14 protein-coding genes and 1 pseudogene are annotated in these 16,260 nt (G+C 37.2%); 5 read left to right on the forward strand and 10 right to left on the reverse strand.

What is annotated here, in order from left to right:
* Nucleotides 1–125: 125 nt before the first annotated feature.
* From ABDZ84_RS02145 to ABDZ84_RS02160, 4 genes are read left to right on the forward strand one after another with little or no spacing between them, the layout of a single operon-like run.
* On the forward strand, nucleotides 126–860 hold the full coding sequence (locus ABDZ84_RS02145) for a glycerophosphodiester phosphodiesterase (protein WP_026681083.1): 735 nt from the start codon (nucleotides 126–128) through the stop codon (nucleotides 858–860).
* Between the two features lie 19 nt (nucleotides 861–879).
* Nucleotides 880–1,905, forward strand: coding sequence for an NADPH dehydrogenase NamA (gene namA, locus ABDZ84_RS02150; RefSeq protein ID WP_026681084.1), 1,026 nt, complete (start codon nucleotides 880–882; stop codon nucleotides 1,903–1,905).
* Nucleotides 1,906–1,921: 16 nt separating this feature from the next.
* A complete protein-coding gene (rnz, locus tag ABDZ84_RS02155; protein WP_026681085.1) occupies nucleotides 1,922–2,839 on the forward strand; it encodes a ribonuclease Z in 918 nt (305 codons plus the stop codon).
* 13 nt (nucleotides 2,840–2,852) lie between these two features.
* Complete coding sequence (locus tag ABDZ84_RS02160) at nucleotides 2,853–4,223, forward strand: aldehyde dehydrogenase (protein WP_026681086.1); 1,371 nt, start codon at nucleotides 2,853–2,855, stop codon at nucleotides 4,221–4,223.
* Between the two features lie 335 nt (nucleotides 4,224–4,558).
* On the opposite strand, the gene ABDZ84_RS02165 is transcribed toward ABDZ84_RS02160, so the two are convergent.
* The 4 genes and pseudogenes from ABDZ84_RS02165 to mce form a co-directional block, all read right to left on the reverse strand.
* The gene (locus tag ABDZ84_RS02165) at nucleotides 4,559–5,806 is read right to left on the reverse strand and encodes a DNA polymerase IV (RefSeq protein WP_343779789.1); all 1,248 of its coding nucleotides are present in this window, start codon (nucleotides 5,804–5,806) and stop codon (nucleotides 4,559–4,561) included.
* 104 nt (nucleotides 5,807–5,910) lie between these two features.
* On the reverse strand, nucleotides 5,911–7,035 hold the full coding sequence (locus tag ABDZ84_RS02170; protein WP_026681088.1) for a M20/M25/M40 family metallo-hydrolase: 1,125 nt from the start codon (nucleotides 7,033–7,035) through the stop codon (nucleotides 5,911–5,913).
* A 22-nt stretch (nucleotides 7,036–7,057) separates the two neighbouring features.
* Nucleotides 7,058–8,609: pseudogene (locus ABDZ84_RS02175) on the reverse strand (acyl-CoA carboxylase subunit beta).
* A gap of 5 nt (nucleotides 8,610–8,614) precedes the next feature.
* Entirely contained in the window at nucleotides 8,615–9,037 is a 423-nt protein-coding gene (gene mce / locus ABDZ84_RS02180; RefSeq protein WP_026681090.1) for a methylmalonyl-CoA epimerase, read from the reverse strand.
* 414 nt (nucleotides 9,038–9,451) lie between these two features.
* Here mce and prli42 point away from each other — a divergent pair, with 414 nt between their 5' ends.
* Complete coding sequence (prli42, locus tag ABDZ84_RS02185) at nucleotides 9,452–9,559, forward strand: stressosome-associated protein Prli42 (RefSeq protein ID WP_121605068.1); 108 nt, start codon at nucleotides 9,452–9,454, stop codon at nucleotides 9,557–9,559.
* Nucleotides 9,560–9,887: 328 nt separating this feature from the next.
* Here the strand turns inward: prli42 and ABDZ84_RS02190 are convergent, their stop codons facing one another.
* The 6 genes from ABDZ84_RS02190 to lpdA all read right to left on the reverse strand — a co-directional run bounded on the left by ABDZ84_RS02190 (nucleotide 9,888) and on the right by lpdA (nucleotide 16,238).
* The gene (locus ABDZ84_RS02190) at nucleotides 9,888–10,868 is read right to left on the reverse strand and encodes an aromatic acid exporter family protein (RefSeq protein WP_026681091.1); all 981 of its coding nucleotides are present in this window, start codon (nucleotides 10,866–10,868) and stop codon (nucleotides 9,888–9,890) included.
* Between the two features lie 100 nt (nucleotides 10,869–10,968).
* Complete coding sequence (locus tag ABDZ84_RS02195) at nucleotides 10,969–11,400, reverse strand: BrxA/BrxB family bacilliredoxin (protein WP_026681092.1); 432 nt, start codon at nucleotides 11,398–11,400, stop codon at nucleotides 10,969–10,971.
* Nucleotides 11,401–11,508: 108 nt separating this feature from the next.
* Nucleotides 11,509–12,780, reverse strand: a complete 1,272-nt coding sequence (locus ABDZ84_RS02200; protein ID WP_026681093.1) for a dihydrolipoamide acetyltransferase family protein — start codon at nucleotides 12,778–12,780, stop codon at nucleotides 11,509–11,511.
* Nucleotides 12,781–12,800: 20 nt separating this feature from the next.
* A complete protein-coding gene (locus ABDZ84_RS02205) occupies nucleotides 12,801–13,784 on the reverse strand; it encodes an alpha-ketoacid dehydrogenase subunit beta (RefSeq protein ID WP_026681094.1) in 984 nt (327 codons plus the stop codon).
* A 16-nt stretch (nucleotides 13,785–13,800) separates the two neighbouring features.
* Nucleotides 13,801–14,793 (reverse strand): thiamine pyrophosphate-dependent dehydrogenase E1 component subunit alpha, encoded by a 993-nt coding sequence (locus ABDZ84_RS02210; protein ID WP_026681095.1) that lies wholly within the window; start codon nucleotides 14,791–14,793, stop codon nucleotides 13,801–13,803.
* Between the two features lie 23 nt (nucleotides 14,794–14,816).
* Nucleotides 14,817–16,238, reverse strand: coding sequence for a dihydrolipoyl dehydrogenase (gene lpdA, locus ABDZ84_RS02215; RefSeq protein WP_026681096.1), 1,422 nt, complete (start codon nucleotides 16,236–16,238; stop codon nucleotides 14,817–14,819).
* Between the last annotated feature and the right edge of the window lie 22 nt (nucleotides 16,239–16,260).

Here is a 16,260-nt window from a genome sequence, read left to right on the forward strand (position 1 = left end):
TTTATAAGACATTGACTTTTACATGAAAATCAAACACAATGATTAAAAGTAAAGCACGATCGAATGAGAGCATTGCTCAACAGGACTTTGTGTGATGTCAAATGCAACTAAAGAGGTGGATAAGATTGAAAACCAACATATTTGCACATCGTGGTGCTAGCAAATATGCACCTGAGAATACAATGCCTGCTTTTCAGAAAGCGTATCATATGAATGCAGATGGGATTGAAACTGATGTACAGTTAACAAAAGATAATATCCCTGTACTTATACATGATGAAAATGTAAAACGTACAACCAATTCGGTAGGTCTTGTAAGTAAATTATCCTATCAAGAATTAAAAGAATTGGATGCAGGTAGCTGGTTTTCACCTGAATTTAAGGGAATTAAGATACCTACACTTGATGAGTTTCTCAATTGGATTAAAGATAAGCCTTTATATTTAAATATTGAACTAAAAAATAATAAAATAGATTATACAGATATAGAATCTATTGTTTATCAAGCAATCTCTAACTATCAGTTATTAAATCGTACCACAATTTCGACTTTTAATCCAAATAGCGTTAAGAGGTTGAAAGAATATTCTAATTCTCTTGAGGTCGCTTTTCTAACGTCCAAACGATATAAAAGTCCTATCCGTGTAGCTAAAGAGCTTGGAGCTAATGCACTCCATCTGAAATATCGACTCTTACACCGTGAATTAGTCGAAAATATTCATAAAGAAAATATGAAATTAAGAATCTATACCGTAAATAAACCAGTAAGAATTATGCGATCGTTCAACCATCAGGTTGATGGAATTTTCACAGATGTACCTGATCTGGCATTTCATTATCGAGAATCAGTAACCGATTAATTAATATAGGAGGCCAAAAATGAGCAAGTCATCACAATTATTTTCACCAATTGAACTAAAAGATGTATCATTAAAGAATCGAATTGTTATGTCTCCAATGTGTATGTATTCGTGTATACAGGAAGATGGAATGCTTACGTCATTTCATAAAACACATTATATTTCTCGTGCCGTTGGTCAAATTGGGTTAATTATGCTCGAAGCATCAGCAGTCCAAATGGAAGGTAGGATCTCCGCACAAGATTTAGGCATATGGAGTGATGACCATGTTTTAGGATTAAAACAACTGAATGAAGAACTACATAGTTACGGAGCTAAGACGGCTATACAGCTTGCCCATGCAGGAAGAAAAGCTGAACTATCTTCTGCTATTTATGCACCGTCTGCTATCGCATTTAATGATACTTTCCAAGAGCCGCTAGAAATGTCACAAAATGATATTGACGATACAATTAATGCATTCAAAGACGGTGCGAGACGTGCCGCTGAAGCTTCGTTCGATGTTATAGAAATACATGGAGCACATGGATATTTAATTAATCAATTTTTATCACCATTGACTAATCACCGTACGGATGCATATGGAGGAAGTAAAGAGAATCGATACCGCTTTTTAAAAGAGATTATTGCTTCGATCAAAACTGTTTGGAATGGGCCAATTTTTGTACGAATTTCCACAGATGAGTACGATAACAACGGAAATAGCCTAGAAGATATACTCTACTTTTGTTCTCAGTTAAAAGAGGACGGTGTCGACTTAATTGATTGCAGCTCTGGTGGAGTCGTCCCTGCAACGATCAATACTTACCCGGGTTACCAACTTAGACGCTGTGAAACAATTAAACAAGATGTCTCTATTGCTACTGGAGCAGTTGGTTTAATTACCTCAGGAAAACAAGCTGAAGAGATTATTCAAAACAAACGAGCAGACTTAGTCTTTATCGGTAGGTCATTACTGAAAAATCCTTATTGGGCTAAAGAAGCAGCTGCTGAATTAAACTATGACTTAAAGGCACCTAAGCAATATATCAGAGGCTGGAAATAATACTGGAGGTTATACGATGGAGTTGATTTTTCTTGGAACAGGAGCAGGTGTACCCTCCAAACAAAGAAACGTGTCATCCGTAGCACTTTCCATGCTACAAGAATTAAATAGTGTTTGGTTATTTGACTGTGGAGAAGCAACCCAACATCAAATTCTCCATACATCAATTAAGCCAAGAAAAATTAATAAAATTTTTATCACTCATTTGCATGGTGACCATATCTTTGGTCTACCTGGCTTCTTAAGTAGTCGATCTTTTCAAGGTGGTGAAGATCCGTTAACTATTTATGGTCCTAAGGGAATTCAGCAATTTGTTGAAACGAGTTTAGGTGTAAGTGATACTCATCTTAATTATTCATTATTGTTTGTGGAAATTGAGAATAATATGGTAGTGAAAGATAGTCACTTTTCAGTCCATATACAAGCGTTAGATCACGCAATTCCTAGTTTTGGATTTCGTATTATGGAGCAGGATAAACCTGGAGAATTACTAGTAAATAAATTAAAAGACATAGGGATTAAACCTGGACCTATTTACAAACAAATAAAAGAAAATGAAGTTGTGGTAACGGAAGCTGGTAGGAAAATTTATCGAAAAGATGTTATTGGACAGGATAAAAAAGGGAGAGTAGTAGCTATATTAGGTGATACAAGGTATTCAACAAATTACATATCTTTGGTTAAAGATGCTGACGTTCTAGTTCATGAAGCCACATTTAGCCATGATAAGTCTATTCTTGCTAAGCGATATTTCCACTCAACAACGACGCAAGCTGCAGAACTTGCCAAAAAAGGCAACTGCAAGCGCCTAATACTTACTCATATCTCATCAAGATACCAAAAGGAAGAAAATGAGCAACTTTTACAGGAGGCCCAAATGATCTTCCCACATACAGAAATTGCATATGACTTCTCTAGTTTTTTGATTAATTAAAGGAGGGCTTTCTATGTCACAAATTGAATCGATTATTGCTGACCAACGAGCATTTTTCTTAAATGGCAATACGATGAATTTTAATAGCCGCAAAGAACAACTTCAGAAACTTAAAAGTATGCTAAAGGAAAATGAACCTGCTATATATAAAGCATTAAAAACAGATCTAAATAAATCCAAACATGAAACACTAACAACTGAATTAGGATTTTTAATAACCGAATTAGATCATACACTGAAGCATTTAAGAGATTGGATGGAACCTATTAAGGTTTCTGCTCCAATCACCCATAAAGGAACAAAAAACTTTATTATGAAGGAGCCTTACGGAGTTTGTCTGATCATGGCACCTTGGAATTATCCTTTACAGTTAGCGCTCGCACCAGTAATTGGTGCACTAGCTGCAGGTAATTGTGCTGTAATTAAACCTTCTGAAGATGCACCAGCTACTTCAGCATTATTGCGTGAAATGATTAGGGAATACTTTGATCCATCTTATTTAACAGTCATTGAAGGCGCAAAAGAAATTGCTCAGGAGCTTTTACAACAGCGTTTTGATTATATCTTCTTTACTGGTAGTACCCAGACTGGGAAAATTATTATGAGAGAAGCAAGTAATCACTTAACTCCTGTAACACTTGAATTGGGAGGTAAAAGCCCCGTTATCGTTGATAAAGATGCTAATATTAATCTAGCAGCAAAGCGTATTGTCTGGGGTAAATTTACGAATGCTGGCCAAACTTGTGTTGCTCCAGATTACTTATATGTACACGAAAAGGTTAAATTTAAATTATTAAAAGCCATGAAGAAATATATGAAGAGCTTCTATGGTAAAAGCCCTTTATCAAATAAAGACTATATCCGAATCATCAACGAAAAGCATTTCGATCGGTTACATACTTATTTATCTACAGGAACTATTCTACATGGCGGTGAATCGAATCGAAACCTATTAAAAATTGAACCTACGATTCTTGACAAAATCACGTGGGACGATCCAATTATGCAGGAAGAAATATTTGGACCAATCCTTCCGGTACTTACGTTTAAGGATATAGAAGATGCAGTTGGAGTAGTTAAAATGCAAGAAAAACCTCTAGCTTTATATTACTTTGGAGAAAATGAAAATACGCAACAACAAATTATGCAGTACTTATCATTCGGTGGTGGTAGTATAAATGATACACTTTACCATCTAGCTAATCCACATCTTCCGTTTGGTGGTGTTGGTGCAAGTGGCATGGGAGCATATCATGGAAAATATAGCTTTAATACGTTTTCTCATAAGAAGAGCATCTTAAAACAAACAACAAAATTTGATATTCCATTCCGTTATCCCGGTGGAAAACTGTCACAAACAATTATAAATAAAATTATGAAATAATGACAATGTAAAAATCTCGAGTAATATACATTAAAGAAAAAGCCGAACTTAAATTCGAAACACACTGGTGCGGGCCCTGGTAGTTAGAGTAAAAATCTAACATCTAGGGATAATCACCACTGGAGAAATCGAATTAGTTCGGCTTTTAATTGGATCATCTTGTATATTATTCATTATTCAACTATACTATTTAAATCAGCAATCTGTGTAGAAATATTGAAATATAGCTGATTTCCACTACATTGTTAATTTCATCATTTCATATAAAATGGTGCTTTCTATAGCCTACTATCTTGTTAAGACAAGTATTTAGCTCAATATGTACCTGCCTCATTTTAACGCTTAAAATCATCCAAGAAATCTTTTTGAAAGCTCGTACTTGGACTTTGATTATCCGTATTGGTAGTATTCCATGAGATAAACGGATTTTTTCCGTATTTCTCAGATAGCTCATTAATCGTTTTATATAACTTTTCTTTTCCCGCCACTTTTTCATATGAAAATAGATCGAGTTGCTGTGCAATATTTTGCTTCTCTTCTACATCCTGTACAGTAATTCCCAATAGTCTAATTGGTTCTAGATTCCAATGCTTTTGCAATAATTCATTTGCGATTATTAAGATATCTTCTTTTGACTCAATATAGTTTCTTAATTTTTTGCTTCGTGTAATAGTCCTCCGATCATGATAGCGAATCATTACTTGTATGCTACGTCCAACTGCTTGTTTTCGCTTTAATCGACGTGCTACATTTTCGGCGAGGTAATGCATCAATGCTCTAATTTCTGTTTCATCTGTAGTATCCTGCGGTAGTGTTTTTGAGTTACCAATACTTTTAAATTCATAGACAGCATCAGGATCTACAGGACGTTGATCCACACCATTTGCTCGATTTTTTAGTCGTTCACCATTAATTCCAAGTATTTGTTTTAATTCGTAGACATTCCCACGCGCAAGATCACCTATTGTCTCTATCCCTATTCCTTTTAATTTAGTGGCTGTTTTCCCTCCTACTCCATACATTTCTTCAATTGGTAACGGCCACAGCATTGAGGGCATCTCACGCTTTCTTAATACTGTAATTCCCATTGGCTTCTTCATGTCGGATGCCATTTTTGCAAGAAATTTATTTGGTGCTATCCCAATACTGCATGGCAAATCGAGCTCTCTAGCTATTCTTTTCTGTAAATTGGCTGCTATATCTAAAGGTGTACCCATTCCTTTACTTTCCGTTACATCCATATAGCCTTCATCGATAGATACGGGTTGTACAAATGGAGTTATTTCTGAAAGCATTTTGAAAATCTCTCTAGAGGCTGTTCGATAGCGTTCAAAATTAGGGCGTAGGACAATTAATTCAGGACATAGTTTTTTAGCCTCCCATAGATTCATTGTCGTTTTTACCCCTTTAGCCCTTGCTTCATAACTGCTTGTTACAACAATTCCTCGTCTCTCTTCAGGATTACCAGCAATGGCTACAGGCCTGCCCTTAAGTTTCGGGTTATACGCCATCTCAACTGAAGCATAGAAGCAATTCATATCAATATGGAAGATAACTCTTCGCTTCGTAGCTTGATTCGTCATACATATACTGCTCCTTAATACGGACAATTTAATATCACTTTTAATCCATTATAACATACCAAAGAAAAAACCCTTTAAGCGTTGCACTTAAAGGGTTTACTTTGTTAATTTTTTGCTGCTTCCTGGATAATTGCTGTAACTAACTCTGTTACTTTAACCAAATCTTCTACTTTGATCCGTTCATTTGTTGTGTGGATTTCTTCATAACCAACAGCAAGATTGACAGTCGGGATTCCGTGACCTGCTATAACATTTGCATCACTACCCCCACCACTTTTTAGCAATTTACTTTCTCGACCAATGGCCTTGGCAGCATTACGTGCAACTTCAACTACTAAATCGCCTTCCTGTTGTTTATATCCAGGATACATGACCTTAACCGATACTTCAGCGGTACCACCAAATTCTTTAGCAGTATTTTCAAAAGCATCCTTCATTTTTTTAACTTGTACTTCCATTTTTTTCGGATCCAATGACCGGGCCTCAGCTAAGATCTCGACATGATCTACAACGATATTCGTTTGCTTACCGCCTTCAAATCGACCAATATTAGCTGTTGTTTCATCATCAATTCTTCCGAGTGGCATTTTAGCTATTGCCTTCGCAGCTAAGGTTATAGCTGACACTCCTTTTTCAGGAGCTACGCCAGCATGAGCTGTTTTTCCTTTAATTACGGCAAATACCTTTGCTTGGGTAGGTGCGGCTACAACGATATCACCTACATCTCCATTACTGTCTATTGCATAACCGTATTTTGCATGGAGCATGGATGGATCCAGTGCCTTCGCTCCTACTAAACCAGATTCTTCACCTACAGTTATTACAAATTGAACATCACCATGCTCTAAATTATTTTCATTAACTGTACGGATAGTCTCTAGAATTGCGGCCAAACCCGCTTTATCGTCCGCACCTAAAATGGTGGTTCCATCCGAAATAATGTAACCATCTTTAATACTAGGGTTAATGGCTTTACCAGGAACTACAGTATCCATATGTGAGGTAAAGTAGATTGGGTCTACACTATCTTTGGTGCCTTTCCAATTACAAATTAAGTTACCAGCACCATGCCCTGTTGTTGATTTACTGGCATCCTCTATAACCTCTAATCCTAAATTAGAGAACTTCTCCTTTAACACTTTTGCTATTTCTGTTTCTTGTCCTGTCTCAGAATCAATTTTAACTAGTTCAAAAAATTCTTCTAAAAGACGTTCTTCATTAATTAGCAAAACAAATCCTCCTATACATCAATTATATTGGGATATTACCGTGTTTCTTACTAGGACGATCCTCTGTTTTATTTTGGAGCATTTCCAAAGCTTCAATTAGCTTTAATCTGGTGTCACGAGGATCAATAATATCATCCACCATTCCTAAACTAGCAGCCTCATAAGGATTTGCAAAACGTTGCAGATATGTACGTATTTTTTCTGCTTGTAACTGATCCGGATCATGACTCGTATCAACTTCGTTAGCAAACATAATAGGGACAGCTCCCTCGGCCCCCATAACAGCGATTTCTGCATTCGGCCATGCATAGACAATGTCTGCTCCAAGTGATTTACTATTTAATGCCACAAAGGCACCACCATATGCTTTTCGCAGAATCACTGTTACTTTTGGAACCGTTGCTTCTGCATATGCGTAAAGTAGCTTAGCGCCATGACGTATAATTCCATCATGTTCCTGTTTAATACCTGGGATAAATCCAGTAACGTCTTCTATGGTTACCAAGGCTATATCAAATGCATCACAAAAACGAATAAACCGAGCCGCTTTATCACTTGAATTGATATCTAATCCACCAGCTAAATACTTTGGTTGATTACAAATCATCCCAACCGTTTGCCCATTAATTTTTGCAAATCCAACAACAATATTTTTAGCAAAATGTTGATGCACCTCAAAGAAACTACCTGAATCAACTATATTGTTTATTACTTTTTTTACATCATAAGGTGATCTGCTATCAAAAGGAACTATCTCTATTAAATCACTTCCATTGGATAATTCACAGTAATTTGCAATATCTTCTGCTTTTTCTTGATCAAAAGCAGGCAAATAATGAATTAATTGACGAACGGTTTCCAATGCTTCTTCTTCCGTATTTGTTTGAAAGTGAGCATTTCCACTCTGTTTATTGTGGACTGGAAGCTCCCCCCAGTTCCTCTCCTGCTATTTGCTCTCCAGTAGCTTTCTCTATTACTTTCGGACCCGTAATAAACATTTGTGATGTTTGTTTAACCATTATAATGAAATCAGTAAGCGCTGGTGAATAAACTGCTCCACCTGCACTTGGTCCCATAATTACCGATATTTGAGGTATTAAACCAGAATACTTAACATTTCTGTAAAAAACTTGACCATATCCATCTAAAGAAGATACACCTTCCTGTATACGAGCACCACCAGAATCAATTAATCCTACAATCGGAATTCTATTTTTTGCAGCTAAGTCCATAACAGCAGTAATCTTCTTCGCGTGCATTTCTCCTAGTGCTCCACCATAAACGGTAAAATCTTGAGCAAATAGGTAAATAGATCTACCATTAACTTTTCCGTAGCCAGTTACGACACCCTCACCATTACTATCAACGGCTATGCTGTTACACGAAGAACAAACTCTCTGTTTCATGAAAGGATTTATTTCTACAAAAGATTGCTTATCTAGTAACACTTTAATTCTTTCCCTTGCTGTTAATTTCCCTTTTTCATGTTGTTTACGAATCCGCTCTTCTCCACCACCAAGCTTTATTTGCTTTCTCTTTTCATATAATTCCGTGATTTTATCATACATATCCACGATGTTCACTTCTCCTGACATAATTCAAATAATACACCATTTGCTACACTTGGATGAAGAAATGCTATTTGTTGCCCATCAGCTCCTATTTGTATTTCTTCATCTATTGCCTGAATACCTTTCTGCTTCAAAAGGTCTACCCGTTGCTGGATATCGTCGACTGCTAGTGCAATATGGTGCAAGCCTTCTCCTCGTTTGTTAATAAATTCAGCTACTGTAGAAGTTGTGGTGATTGGTTCGATTAATTCTAAATAAGCTTCTCCCACTTTTAAAAAGGCCACTCTAATGGATTGCGAATCGATTGTTTCCATTTGTGTCAACTTAAGACCTAAACACATCATGTAAAAAGGCAAAGATTCCTCTATATTCTTAACTGCTATTCCAATATGCGTAATGTGATTGACAGCTTTCGTATCAGACGAATTCATTTTCAGCCCCCTATTTGTATGTTTATATAAAGTGAAACTTCCATCCAGCTTTTACTAAAACAAATACGTACAAAGGCTTAAATCGCCACGTCCTGTGGCAACGCCTTTGTGACCTACTTCCATGTAGGCCCGAACCAATCGGACATTTACTGGCAGTCGTTTCCTCACTTATCATTAGTGATTTCATTTTATTGCTTGATGTGAGGGTTTTACGACAAGTTACATGTGAAATACATTCGTATGTTGATTCATCAATAAGCAATCACCTATACTAGCTTATTGATCATTTTCACGAGAAAGAACATTGGAGCTGAAAAACGCTTAAATAGTGAGATAAATGTTTATTACCACTTGTCCAAAAGTAGTTTTCAAGGTAAAATAAACGTAGTATTTTAGGAGTGAAGGAGGATTTGTATGTCCCAAAAATCAAAGCGTGCTCGAAGAACGAAAATTATTGTATATATTATGATAATTGCAATGCTCCTATCCACTTTGACAGCAGGTCTAGCATTGTTTATATAAGAATATTAACTATGGGATATCATTAAGAAGGACACTAGCTCAGAATTTCCTGAACTTATACCGCTTACTAATGTTTGTCCATAACGAATTACGTCATAAAATGAACAAAAGCGCAAGCGCCCAAATAGAAACGTAGCGACTGGAGCGAGTCAGCGGAGTTAAAGGAATCACGGTGATTTTGCGAACCGCTGATGACTTAGATTAGGACGATTCGTGAAGTCGGCTAGATTCTGGGCGCTGGAGCTAGTCGCAGCTCAACGCGCTCATATTTATCTACACGGTTTTCCTAGACTATTAAAAAAGACTGTACCACACATGGGTCCAGTCTTTATGCTTCTTTGCTTGTTCTTCTCTTAGGTCTAACATCACTTTCTTTAAACCTTTTTTTCAATAATAGATAGTCTTCAATATCATGTAATAATCGAAAAAGGTTTGCTCTCGTTTCAAATTCTTCTCTCGAACATGGAAGGTCCTCTCTATCGAAATCCTTTCGCAATTGCTCTAATTCCTCTAGGTAGATAATTGCTGTATTCCCAGGATGTACAGCTTTCGATAGCCCTTCAAAGAAGGAGGCAATTTTTTCCGTTATCGAGTCTTTTTTGGGCAATTTAGTTACAAGTGGAAGCATTCGCTGTAATAATTCAAATTGTCTTGATCGCATACGAAAATAATCACGATATGGGTGCTTATTGCGTAATATATGATTTTCTTTATCACGCTCTACTAAGTCCGCTGCTTCGACCAGTAGCTGTTCAATTCTTGTTATTTCATTTCCATCCCATACAATATTCCTATTGCGTACATATAATGCGATTTCATATAGCACGGACTGAAAATTTTCTTCCAATTCTCGTTGCTTTTCTTTTAACTTTTTATCTAGGCTTGGCATATATAAGTTTAGTAATAATCCAGTTCCAATACCAATGATTATTAATAGAAATTGATCAACTAAGAAATCATAATCTAAATAATGTGCACCGTATAAATTTAAAATAATAACTGAGCTTGTTGCAATACCCTGTGTAATATTTAAATACACCGTTATTGGGATAAAGATTGCTAGTAATAAGCCAACCACTGCTGGATGATAGCCTATATAATGAAAAAATAGAATGGACAGAATAGATGCAATAATACATGCTAAAAAGCGATTCCATGCACTTAAAAAAGATTGTTTTCGTGATGGTTGGATACATAAAATGGTAAGAATACCAGCTGATACAAAATTTGTTACTCCTAATAATTGAGCTATCCAAATAGCAATAGGTGTTCCTATAGCTGTTTTAATAGTTCGATAGCCTATCTTCACGTTCCATTCTCCTTTACCGTTCCACTCAGGTTACCGGAAAAAAAGGCTGACCTACGATAACATAGAGACAGCCCTCATTTCATATCTAATCAAACAATTTTTAGACTTCTTCACAATGCTTATCAAATATCGTTTGAAGCTTACTTATGACATCCATAGCACTATGTCCTTCAATATCATGTCGTTCTAACATGGTTACTATTTTACCATCTTTCAAAAAGGCAAATGAAGGTGAAGAAGGTGGATAACCTTCAAAATATTGTCTTGCTTTTTCTGTTGCTTCTTTATCTTGGCCAGCAAATACTGTCACTAATTGATCTGGGCGTTTATCATAATGTATGGAATTAGCAGCAGCTGGTCTTGCGATTCCACCAGCACATCCACATACTGAATTAACCATTACTAACGTTGTACCCTCTTTAGTAAGTGCTTGATCCACTTCTTCAGGTGTTGTTAGTTCTTGATAACCAGCCTCTCTAATATCCTTACGCGCAGCATCTACAACATCATTCATAAATATGTTAAAATCCATTAAAAATCAAACCCCTCACTTGAAGTAACTTTTATACTATAGATAGGATACCAGCATCAGTTTGATATTTCAATTAAATACGTTCTCCGAACAAGGAATTATATTGTTCTAATACACATTAATTGTATTTTCATTCATATTCTCTAAAATTTCTTTCACACGTGCGAGGAAGTTGCCGCAAACAAGACCATCCAATATACGATGATCTAAAGATAAGGATAAATTAACCATGTCACGAGCTGCAAACATATCATTAACGATCATTGGTCGCTTCACAATAGATTCAACCTGCAAAATTGCTGCCTGTGGATGATTGATAACGCCCATGGAGTGGATAGAACCAAAGGAACCAGTATTATTAACGGTAAATGTACCGCCCTTCATATCATCGCCAGTTAATTTGTTAGTTCTTGCCTTTATTGCTAGTTCATGAATTTGCTTAGCAATTCCTTTTATACTTTTATCGTCTGCATGATGAATCACAGGCACGAATAATTCTTCGTCTTTCGCTACCGCGATCGATAAATTAATATCCTTACGCTGAATAATCTTATCTTCTGCCCATGTACTATTTAGTTGTGGGAATTCTTTTAAGCTTTGAGCTACAGCTTTCACAAAAAATGCAAAAAATGTTAATCCGTAGCCTTCTTTTTGCTTGAACGAATCCTTTATTTTATTTCTGTATGTAACAAGATCTGTTACATCTACTTCAACAGTCATCCAAGCATGAGGAATTTCTTGTTTAGATCGAACCATATTTTGGGCGATCGCTTTACGCACTCCTGTAACTGGGATTTCGATATCACCTGTTTGCATAGTCGGCTGTGGTTTCGACGGAGATTCTTTTGCTTGTTTATTTTCAACAGTTGGTGTTACAGCTTTATTGTCATGTTCTGTAGGAGCTGGTATCTTACCAGAAGAAATTAGCTTTTCGATATCCTTTCTAGTAATTCTACCTGCTTTACCTGTGCCTTCTACCTGTTCAAGATCTATATTATTTTCTTGCGCCATTCGTAATACAGCTGGAGAATAACGTTTTTTCATAGACTGATCTTTTGCATCATTAGAGCTGTCCATATCGGTTTGCTGCTTATTCTCCTTGCTCGGTTCTGAACCTTTTGCGGCACCAGCACTACTTGCTTCCGTATCGATATAACACATTAAATCTCCAACTGCAATGGTGTCCCCTTCTTGAGCAACTAATTCCTTAATTGTTCCAGTAAAGGAGGATGGCACTTCTGCATTTACTTTATCTGTCATTACTTCAGCAATAGGATCATACTTATTCACTTTATCTCCAACATTAACGAGCCAAGAACTAATCGTCCCCTCTGTAACACTCTCACCCAATTGTGGCATATTAATTTTTTCTTTCGCCATTTGTGGTCTACCTCCTTTAATTAAAATTCTGCAAGTTCCCGCATTGCTTTTTCCACTTTGTCTGGATTAATCATAAAATATTTTTCCATTGTTGGCGCATATGGCATTGCTGGTACGTCCGGTCCAGCAAGTCGTTGAACTGGCGCATCCAAATCAAACAGGCAATTTTCTGCTATAATTGCTGCTACCTCACCGATAATACTACCTTCTTTATTATCCTCGGTTATAAGTAAAACCTTGCCTGTCTTTTTAGCAGCTTCAATAATGGCTTCTTTATCCAGTGGGTATACTGTCCTTAAATCTAGAATATGAGCATCAATACCCTCTTCCGCTAGCTTTTCAGCCGCTTGAAGCGCAAAATGAACACATAACCCATACGTAATAATGGTAATATCTGAGCCTTCACGTTTCACATCAGCTTTACCAATCGGTAATACATAGTCATCCTCGGGTACTTCTCCTTTTAATAAACGATATGCACGTTTGTGTTCAAAGAACAATACTGGATCGTTATCACGAATAGAAGCCTTTAATAATCCTTTAGCATCATATGGTGTTGATGGCATCACTATTTTTAGCCCAGGCTGATTGGCAAATACCGATTCAACTGATTGGGAATGGTATAATGCTCCATGCACGCCGCCTCCATAGGGAGCACGAATCGTCATTGGTACATTCCAATCATTATTTGAGCGATAGCGAATTTTAGCTGCCTCTGATATTATTTGGTTTACAGCTGGCATGATAAAATCAGCAAATTGCATTTCAGCTACAGGCCTCATCCCGTACATTGCAGCACCAATTCCAACACCTGCAATAGCAGATTCCGCTAATGGTGTATCTAAAACACGTTCCTCTCCAAATTCTTCAAATAGTCCATCAGTAGCACGAAATACGCCACCTTTTTTACCTACATCTTCACCTAAAACAAATACATTTTCATCTCGTTTCATTTCTTCTTTCAAAGCAGTTGTTACTGCCTGGATATATGACATTACTGGCATGACAATTTCCCCCTTTCTACTCTTCGTACACGTATTTTAAAGCATCTTCGGCAGGCGCATAGTCCGCATTCTCAGCATAATCTGTAGCCTCATTAACCTCCGCATTAATTGCATCATTTATTTGTTTTTCTACTTCCTCTGTTAATATGCCCTCATCTTTCAAATACTTAGCAAAGGTAATAACAGAATCTTTCTTTCTTGCTTCATCTACTTCTTCACTTTCACGATATAATCTATCATCATCATCACTTGAATGTGCAGTTAACCGATAGGACACCGCTTCAATTAACGTTGGACCTTCTCCAGCTAAAGCCCTGTCCCGTGCAGCTTTCACAGCCTCATAAACAGCAAGTGGATCATTACCATCTACAGTATATCCAGGCATTCCATAGCCTTGTGCCCGGTCAGCTACATTTTTACTTGCGATTTGTTTTTCAATCGGAACCGAAATAGCATATTTATTATTTTCTACCATTGTAATAACAGGTAAGTCGTGAACTCCTGCGAAATTTAAACCTTCATGGAAATCCCCCTGGTTAGATGAGCCTTCTCCTAGTGTAACAAATGAAACAATCGGTTCTTTTTTCATTTTAGCAGCAAGGGCTACGCCAACTGCATGGGGAAGTTGAGTCGTAACAGGAGACGAGCCTGTCAGAATTCGATTTTTCTTCTGCCCAAAATGACCTGGCATTTGACGACCACCAGAATTGGGATCTTCAGCCTTGGCAAACCCAGATAGCATCAATTCCTTCGTTGTCATCCCAAAGGCCAATACAACGCCCATATCACGATAATAAGGTGCAACATAATCACTTTTCCGATCTAATGCAAAAGAAGCCCCTACTTGTGCTGCCTCTTGTCCCTGACATGATATAACAAATGGGATTTTACCGGCTCGATTTAACAACCACATTCTTTCATCAATTTTCCTTGCTAAGAGCATTGTTTTATACATTTCTAATACCATTTCATCTGTAAGCCCTAAAGCTTTGTGGCGATTTTGTGCCATCACTTAGTCCCTCCTTTTATAAATTAACCATGTATTTGTTTACCATCTACTGCAAGTGCAGCTTCACCAATCACTTCTGCTAAAGTTGGATGTGGATGGATGGTGTGTCCCACTTCCCAAGGTGTAGCGTCCAGCACTTTAGCAAGGCCAGCTTCTGAAATCATATCAGTCACATGAGGACCTACCATATGTACACCTAAAATATCATCCGTTTGCTTATCTGCAATTATCTTTACAAAGCCATCAGCTTCACCATAAACCAGTGCTTTACCAACTGCCTGGAAAGGAAATTTGCCTATTTTAACTTCATATCCATTTTCTTTTGCTTGTTTCTCAGTTAAACCTACACTTGCTGCTTCTGGACTAGAATAGATACATGACGCTACCTGTGAATAATCAATTGGCATTGGGTTCTGATCAGCCATATGCTCCACAGCGACAATTCCCTCATGGGAAGCAACATGCGCTAGCTGCATACCACCAATCACATCACCAATTGCGTAAATATGTGCTTCCTTTGTTTGATAGAATGAATTCGTTTGGACAAATCCGTTCTCTACAATAATATCTGTATTTTCCAAGCCAATGTTATTTGTATTTGCTTTCCTACCTACAGAAACAAGCATTTTCTCTGCATGAAAGCGTTGATGTTTTTCATTGATTTCTGCTTCAATTTGAACTCCATCTTCTTTTAAAAGTGTATCAGCTAGTACTTTTGCACCTTTGACAAAATTAATTCCTTTTTTCTTCAATAATCTTTCTACTTCTTTGGCAACAGCAGTGTCCTCAGAAGGTAGAATATCTTCTAAGTATTCAATGACAGTTACTTCCACATCAAAATCCGCCAGCATCGACGCCCATTCTATGCCAATAACGCCTCCACCAACAATAATAATTGATTTTGGTAGCTCTTCTAACTGTAATGCGTCATCAGAGTTTAATACCGTTTTATGATCAATATCTAAACCAGGCAACGTTTTTGGAGTAGATCCAGTTGCAATCAAAACATTTTTTGGAACTAGCATGGTGTTCTCATCACCATTCGCATATTCAATAGAAATCGTTCCGGGCATCGGAGAAAATATACTTGGTCCTAGTATTCTTCCGTATCCATTATAAACATCAATCTTCCCCTTCTTCATTAACCCTTGGACACCCTGATGAAGCTGATCGACAATAGCTCCTTTTCTTTTTTGAACTCTCGTGAAATCAAGCTTTGTGTCCTTCGTTTCCACACCGAATTCATAAGCGTTTTTAGTTTGTTTATAGACTTCAGCACTTCGCAATAATGATTTTGACGGAATACAACCACGATGGAGACATGTACCACCCAATTCTCCCTTTTCAACAACTGCTACTTGCATCCCTAGCTGAGAGGCTCTTATGGCTGCTACATAGCCGCCAGTACCACCTCCAAGTATTACCAAATCGTAATCCTTAGCCATTTTTCAACACTCCTCTATCAAA

The organism is Virgibacillus salarius, assembly GCF_039521925.1.
In the GTDB taxonomy this organism is placed as follows: Bacteria; Bacillota; Bacilli; order Bacillales; family Amphibacillaceae; genus Virgibacillus; species Virgibacillus salarius.